Source organism: Bartonella sp. AP9QHHD, from assembly GCF_042195625.1.
Taxonomy (GTDB): Bacteria; Pseudomonadota; Alphaproteobacteria; order Rhizobiales; family Rhizobiaceae; genus Bartonella.
This window is the reverse complement of the sequence record NZ_JBHIOP010000051.1, coordinates 1-6271: the sequence shown is the minus strand read 5'-3', so window position 1 is coordinate 6271 and position 6271 is coordinate 1. Positions and strand designations below refer to the sequence as shown.

10 protein-coding genes and 1 pseudogene are annotated in these 6271 nt (G+C 35.8%); 4 read left to right on the top strand and 7 right to left on the bottom strand.

Features of this window, described 5'->3' with window-relative positions; all coding sequences use genetic code 11:
- On the bottom strand, positions 1 to 289 hold a 289-nt coding region (locus ACFIK4_RS04180), incomplete at its 3' end, for a hypothetical protein (protein ID WP_375675095.1).
- A gap of 351 nt (positions 290 to 640) precedes the next feature.
- On the opposite strand from ACFIK4_RS04180, the gene ACFIK4_RS04175 reads away from it, so the two are divergent.
- Positions 641 to 823 (top strand): type II toxin-antitoxin system HicA family toxin, encoded by a 183-nt coding sequence (locus ACFIK4_RS04175; RefSeq protein ID WP_038473319.1) that lies wholly within the window; start codon positions 641 to 643, stop codon positions 821 to 823.
- Positions 824 to 843: 20 nt separating this feature from the next.
- Positions 844 to 1266: a HicB family protein gene (locus ACFIK4_RS04170; RefSeq protein ID WP_100131245.1), complete on the top strand. Its 423-nt coding sequence runs from the start codon at positions 844 to 846 to the stop codon at positions 1264 to 1266.
- Between the two features lie 3 nt (positions 1267 to 1269).
- Here the strand turns inward: ACFIK4_RS04170 and ACFIK4_RS04165 are convergent, their stop codons facing one another.
- Both ACFIK4_RS04165 and ssb read right to left on the bottom strand, forming a co-directional pair.
- Positions 1270 to 1812 carry a hypothetical protein gene (locus ACFIK4_RS04165; protein WP_375675093.1) on the bottom strand — a complete coding sequence of 181 codons (543 nt, stop codon included), beginning with the start codon at positions 1810 to 1812 and terminating at the stop codon, positions 1270 to 1272.
- A gap of 12 nt (positions 1813 to 1824) precedes the next feature.
- Positions 1825 to 2279, bottom strand: a pseudogene (gene ssb, locus ACFIK4_RS04160) (single-stranded DNA-binding protein).
- A gap of 301 nt (positions 2280 to 2580) precedes the next feature.
- On the opposite strand from ssb, the gene ACFIK4_RS04155 reads away from it, so the two are divergent.
- Positions 2581 to 2772 (top strand): hypothetical protein, encoded by a 192-nt coding sequence (locus tag ACFIK4_RS04155; RefSeq protein ID WP_375675091.1) that lies wholly within the window; start codon positions 2581 to 2583, stop codon positions 2770 to 2772.
- A 67-nt stretch (positions 2773 to 2839) separates the two neighbouring features.
- Complete coding sequence (locus ACFIK4_RS04150; RefSeq protein WP_375675089.1) at positions 2840 to 3286, top strand: type II toxin-antitoxin system HicB family antitoxin; 447 nt, start codon at positions 2840 to 2842, stop codon at positions 3284 to 3286.
- Between the two features lie 28 nt (positions 3287 to 3314).
- Here the strand turns inward: ACFIK4_RS04150 and ACFIK4_RS04145 are convergent, their stop codons facing one another.
- The 4 genes from ACFIK4_RS04145 to ACFIK4_RS04130 form a co-directional block, all read right to left on the bottom strand.
- Entirely contained in the window at positions 3315 to 3593 is a 279-nt protein-coding gene (locus tag ACFIK4_RS04145; RefSeq protein ID WP_375629339.1) for a hypothetical protein, read from the bottom strand.
- Positions 3590 to 4321 carry an antA/AntB antirepressor family protein gene (locus ACFIK4_RS04140; protein WP_375675087.1) on the bottom strand — a complete coding sequence of 244 codons (732 nt, stop codon included), beginning with the start codon at positions 4319 to 4321 and terminating at the stop codon, positions 3590 to 3592. The genes ACFIK4_RS04145 and ACFIK4_RS04140 overlap by 4 nt, the downstream gene beginning before the upstream one ends.
- A gap of 370 nt (positions 4322 to 4691) precedes the next feature.
- Positions 4692 to 5207, bottom strand: a complete 516-nt coding sequence (locus ACFIK4_RS04135) for a hypothetical protein (RefSeq protein ID WP_375675085.1) — start codon at positions 5205 to 5207, stop codon at positions 4692 to 4694.
- A 153-nt stretch (positions 5208 to 5360) separates the two neighbouring features.
- The coding region (locus ACFIK4_RS04130; RefSeq protein WP_375675083.1) for a tyrosine-type recombinase/integrase at positions 5361 to 6271 on the bottom strand (911 nt) is incomplete at its 5' end.

The window sequence follows — 6271 nt, the reverse complement described above, 5'->3', positions numbered from 1 at the left end:
TGGAAGCTTTAGATGCTTTTGGCTGTTCGAGTGGAATTTCCTCTGTCACTGGTTCAGACGATGTTTGTACGGCTTCTTGTTCTATCTGTTTAATTTGTTCAACTTCCTTGTCAGGCTTTATTTTTGTTTTAACATCAACAAAAGGTTTAGCGGCATTTGCACGCTTGAGACGTGCGTAGACTTGATTGGAAATCTCAACAAATGGATTATTGGGAGTTGAAGTTTCAAAACGAACAGTGCTTTTATTATCGCCAACAACACACATTGGCTTGGTGATGATTGCTTTCATCTTCGCTCCTTTTGAGGCAATGAATTAATGACATCATTGGTTACTGAATGGCGTTTGATATGTGCAAAATAGATTAGTCTGTTTTATCAATAAAAACAGTACTTTAAGCCCTCTTGAAAGCTTAATATTTTATCAAATTTTAGGGGATATTTTTGAATTTTAGACGCAATACAACCAGTGCCGTACTGCCACTAAATACGATTTTTCACGTATTGTCAATAGAAAAATCACGATATTGTGTATTTTTAATTTTTTTGATCAAAACTTAGTATTTTAAAAGCCAATCTTTAATTTTATACAAATAACAACATTTATGTTGTATTTAAACATTTTAGATGTTATATTATATTTATGAACAGTCAAGAATTAAAAAGATATCTTACGAAACATGGTTGCAGTTTTACCTCAGGGAAAGGTGGCCATTTGCTTGTAAAACGTGGTTCTAAAAAATCCGTTTTACCTATGCATGGTACGCGGAAAGAATTAGGAACGGGATTAGTTCAAAAGATTCTTAAAGATCTTGACCTAAGGTAAGTCTGAATATGGAGATGTAAATGAAATATGCACTTAAGTTTATCAAAGATGACAATGATACTCTTCTTGTCGTTTCCAAAGACTTTCAAGAATTTATTACCTATGGTAACGACGAAAAAGAGGCTTTGGAACACGCTAAAAATGCCCTTTTAACAGTTATTATGGGGCGTTTCCAAGATCGAGAAGTGGTCCCTTTTGGAGCTCGTGATGCTGCCTATCCTTTTGTTGAAGTATCTTCATTAGTTATTTTAAAAATTGCAATACACAACGCTATGGTTGAAAAGAATTTACGCAAAGCTGATCTCGTGCGTCTTTTAAAACTTCACCCAATACAAATTGACCGATTATTGGATTTAAACCACGCAACAAAATTAGATGCTTTAGAATCCACTCTCATTGCTCTTGGAAAAGAGATCACTATCAATGTTCAAAATGCTGCTTAAAATTTAGCGGTTTTGTATAAAATGTTTATGAAGTGCATTCAGAGCAACATACAGCGAACCGACAAGATGTGGCAGTGATTGATCTTCACTAACAAGATACTGTAGCGCGGCATAAAGGTTGTGCTGTCTATAAAGGCATTGTGCTTCTTTTAGCACCTCTTTCATTGCTTCATAGTAATGAGTAGTTTTTTCAATCCATTGTTTTTTTGCCTCTTCATTTAAAGATGGAGTAAAGTCATCATAAATTGCATTTGGTAAGGCTTTTGCACAGAGATAATTATTTCTCACTTCAAGATATTTTTGTGCAGCATCATATTGGTCTTGATTAATCACACCTTGCAGATAAAGCCGCCCGATATAGGTACCGGAAAGCGGATTTTTAGCCTCTTCTATGGTCAAACAGAAGCGTTTGGCACGCATTTCAATTGCCAATTTATCCATGGGTTCATGCGGTGTTTTTGCTCGTGAGATGCGTCCATTTGGTTTTCTGATACATCCTTTAATCCGTGGACGACCACGTTTTGCACGTTTTTTTCTTTTTGTCATATTTTTTTTCAATCAGAATGGGACGCTATCATTATTAATGAGTGCACTATGATCAGCAGCCCCTGAAGCGATAGCATAATTTTGAGAAGTAATAGGTGAAGGGGTAGGGGATGCCGATTGATCTTTCTTTGCATCAAGCAAATACAATTCACCTTTGAATTGTGGTAAGATAATCTCTGTTGTGTAACGGTCATGCCCATTTTTATCTTGCCATTTGCGTGTCTGTAATTTTCCTTCTATGTAAACCTTTGAACCTTTGTTTAGATACTGAAGTGCAATTTTTGCCAAATGTGGATTAAAAATCACCACGGAATGCCATTCTGTTTTCTCTACTTTTTGATTGGTTTTTTATCTGTATAGCTCTCAGAAGTCGCTATACTAAAATTGACTATTTCTGCTCCAGAATTCATTGTTTTGCTTTCGGGATTGGCACCAAGGCGCCCGATTAACGTCACTTTATTTAGCATATTTGTAGCCCCATTAGATTAGCAATTTATACATGAAAAATCTTAGCATAATTTGCATATTTATACAATTATTTCAGTTTATTAATAACAGTTTTTTAAGTATTACATTATAATATTGTTTGACAAATTATTTATCAAAAAACCATGTCACACAAATGGCATGGCTTTCTTATTTCTGCTTTTAACTTTTCAATAAATATCCTTTCATTAAGAGTCTGTATCAAACTTTTTTGTTCGATTTATTGTTGACTATCGAACCTTTTTGTGCGATATTCATTTTATGAAAAAAGGGGGAGGCTAAATGAAACGAGAAGCACTGCTTAGAGAATTACGTAAAGAAGCCAGAAATAGAGGCATTCATTACAGTGAAGCTCCTGATGCAGGCAAAGGGTCATATTATTTGGTAACTTTTGGAGACAAGACAACCGTTATAAAATCTGGTGAATTGACCCCACTTTACGTGAAAATAATAAAAAAGCAGTTGGGGGTATGAGTTACTCTCTCAACGGCTTTAATTTTTCGTTTCAAAAACATTTTGATCATAGTGAGGAGACCTAAACATGGAATATACGTATCAAGCAAAACTGGAATCTGATCCGGATGGTGGTTTTATTGTGACTTTTCCAGATGTACCAGAAGCAATAACAGCTGGAGAAAATAGAGCAGAGGCATTAGAGAATGCTGTTGAAGCTTTAGGGTTAGCATTACGGAGCTATCCTATGCGTGGTTTGCCTTTACCAATGCGACAACAGTATAAAGACCTTGTAGAGGTTACGGTAGATGCGTGGAATGCTCTTAAGCTCGCAGTGGTAGAAGCCTTTAATGAAGCAAATATCACAAAAACAGAATTGGCACATCGTTTGGGTAAAAAAGAAACAGAAGCAAGACGCATTCTTGATCCAAATTATCCAACTAAGCTTCAAACACTAGAGCAAGCACTGAGTGTTCTTGGCAAGCAAGTCGTTATTACAATCAAAAACGCGGCTGAACTTCCTCCCCACTTTTAAAATGGGGAGGGGAGTTCTATTTTTTTAATTAAGCAACCTTTTTAATGGGGCTCTCCAAATTTGGTTCGTAAGCTTTTAACAAAGGCTCCATAATCGGGGGAGGTTTTAAGGTTCCAAAATTTGTAATCATTGCCAAAATTCTGAGTGCATTTGGTGATTCATCTTGAAGTTTTAAAATCAAAGCTTTTTCTATTGCATCCATGGTCTCAATGAGAGCATTAAAAGCCTTATCTTCGACATCATCACGATCAGAAAATTGAAACAAAGCTATCCATAAATCACATAAAAAGTCGATACTGGTGTTCATTGTACACCTCCATGGATTTGTTCTCTCAAACATGCCAATCCTTTTGGTGTGATTTTTGTTGAAGGGAGCACCTTTTCTGTACCATCCGGTCTTTGAATGGTAATAGCGGGACAATCCATGAATCCTTTCTTTATCTTATCCTGATAAGGTAACAGCGGCTCCCCTGGAGCCCGTCGATACACCCAGTCATGTTTACGCAAATAATCGGTTAAGTCCTTTGGTCGTACTTCAAGCATTTTCGCTGCTTCGATAAGACCAAACAACCCATCAGAGCGCTTTAAACCTTCCAAAGCTTTTGCTTTTGGAGTCAATCCAGCAATGGTGTTATCCTTTTGCTCGATTTGATTTTGTAAGTGATTTAAGACACCAAGTAATGCTTCGGGTTTGGAGTAGTCAACTTGTGGTGTTGCTACTTGTTTCAAAAGCCGTTCACATTTGATAAAGTATTGACGCGCTTCATGCCCTTTATCATTACGCTCTATCATCGAAAGATGTTTAGCCATGTCTAATGTAATGTGGTATTCTTTTACCTTTCCACCGTTTTCTAAATTTTTAGAAAGCGTTATAAAGTTTATATTTTCCAGAAACTTACATTCTTTAATGCGATTTTTAATCCAGTCTGCAAATTTTGATGTAATTTCCAAAAATGCGTGCAAATCACGTGCATTTACTGTTTGAACAGTTTCCTGATCAATAACCTGTTCTCTAATTTCTATGAGAGTGTTCATGTGAACTCCTGTTCGATTAGACGTTTTTGATTGACACTCAATAAAGAATGCCGGGTGCTCAAAAACACGGCGAACAGTCCGTCGTTACGCTTTTCCCATAAGGGTATTGTATAGCGCAACTACACCCGACAATGCCATTATATGCGTGTAACATACAATGAGTCAAAGCCTTTAATGTGCGGAAGAAAAATTGTGTCGGCAATCTATCCGCTGTTCGTTTAAGGTGTTTTTGAGGCACCTAATACCAAAGATATACATTACAGAAATAATGTCAAGCGGCTTCCGATAGTTTTTTATGCTCTTGTTGATTTTATCGAACGTTGAGAAGAGACAACGTAATCTAAACAGTTTTATAAAATCGGGAATTTTACTATGGCTTTTTAGTACAAGACTGTAGTATGTAGATGGATATATTTATTAAACTGCGTGTACGAAACATAAGAAACAATACACAGCATAAAAAATAGTACCAAAGTACAATGTCTAAATACCCAAATACGGTATCCAATGAAAAAGAAAACTGGTGTTCCACGTGCTTAGAGGTGACAGGCAAAGAAACCGTTTCTTTATAACTATTTGGAAAAATTAAAACGACAAGCGCTAAAATTATTATATTTAAAAGTCTGTGCATATACTGTTGTAAATCACGTGTTAGTTTCACCCAACCCGTTGTATCATCATCTTTATATTTTGGATTATTTTGCAATTCAAAAGGAATATGAGAATTGCATAAAATTACAAAAATATTTGTTATTATTATCAAACCAAAAGATGCAAATATCAAAATACTTTGGATAAAGTAGGGATTTTTTTTAATTCCTAAAAAACATAAAAATATAAAAGTTATAATGCCAAACAAGGCTCTTAGCTGTTTATCTGTAAACATATTTATTTCCTGTGGTTTTCGGTAATTTTTTGATCTCTTTATTGATCTCGTCTATAAGAGTTTCAATAATTTTAAATAAAATAAATGAGTTATTGCGATATGGGGGAAATTTATCATTATTGATTCCATTAATGTTTTTTATAGCACTATCCCTCATTTTTTTTGGAGCTTTTTTATCGCTTCTATAGCTAGCCTTTTGCGATCTGCGCTTTTTGTATAAAGAGATGCCATGTTGTCGTCGGTCCATCCAAAAATTGCCTTGAGTTGTGATACTGTTGCACCTGAATTAGCGGCGCGTGTTGCTGCTAATTTTCTTAAGCCATGTGCTGATTTTTTGATTCCCGCTACGTTACAAGCCTCACGAAAAAGGTTGCCAAAACTTTCTTTTACGAGTTTATTTCCGTTTTTTCCGCAAATGAATGTTTCATTTCCAATAGGACCAATTTTTAGAGTTTCTGCTAATTCAGGCAAAATGGGTAGAAAAACATCTGTTTGGAATTTACTTTTCTCTGTCTTGAGATGAATGATATTATCTTTGACATCGTTCCAACCAATGCGGACCGCATCACCACGACGCAAACCCGTGTAAAGAAGAACATCAATCCAGACGCGTTCATGTGAACCATGTGACCAATGGTGATAATATTTTTCAACATCTTCTTCTGTCCAAACAGCAAATCCATCTTTGTTGTTGAGAGGAGGTCTTTTTATTCCTAAAGCTGGGTTATTCTCCAGAAGTTCTTGATCGATCGCCCAATTAAAAAGTCCATTAAGTGCTTTTAGAAAATTTTGGGCAGCTGTTGGTTTTTCTTTGCGGCGTTCAACACCCGCTGTAATATGTGATTTCTTTATTTCTCTGTATGGAATGTTTCCTATAGCATCACATACCTTCATAAGGATAAGTTCTCTTTGTCTTTTCGTAGCTTTAGCAAGGCTATGCCAATGAACGCTGTTAAAGTATTGTTTAAGCAGCCATGCAAATGACCCTTCAACAAGTTTACCGGTTTTTGATTTAGGAAGTATAAGTCCTTGTAACTCGGCAAGTGCGCTTTTGTAGTTATCAA